The organism is Psychrobacter sp. AOP5-GZ1-6 (assembly GCF_052376345.1).
GTDB lineage: Bacteria > Pseudomonadota > Gammaproteobacteria > Pseudomonadales > Moraxellaceae > Psychrobacter.
Genome location: NZ_JBQSVP010000422.1, coordinates 1 through 204, shown reverse-complemented (window position 1 = coordinate 204; position 204 = coordinate 1). Strand labels below are relative to the sequence as shown.

Annotated in this window: 1 protein-coding gene; it reads left to right on the top strand. The window is 40.7% G+C overall.

Translation table 11 applies throughout. The features are described from left to right. The coding region (locus tag ACT3RN_RS16445) for an IS1 family transposase (RefSeq protein WP_444518922.1) at positions 1-204 on the top strand (204 nt) is incomplete at both ends.

Sequence of the window (204 nt, the reverse complement as noted above, 5' to 3'; positions counted from 1 at the left end):
ATCTACGCTTATGACCGTGCTACTAATGAGATTGTCGCTTATGTCTGGGGCAAACGTGACTTAAAAACAGCTAAGAAGCTAAGAGCACGTTTAAAGCAACTTAAAGTAAGCTATGGCTCTATCAGTATGGACAACTGGGATAGCTTTAAAACCGCCTTTAAAGGTGATCACAAACAGGTTGGCAAACAGCATACCATAGGTATA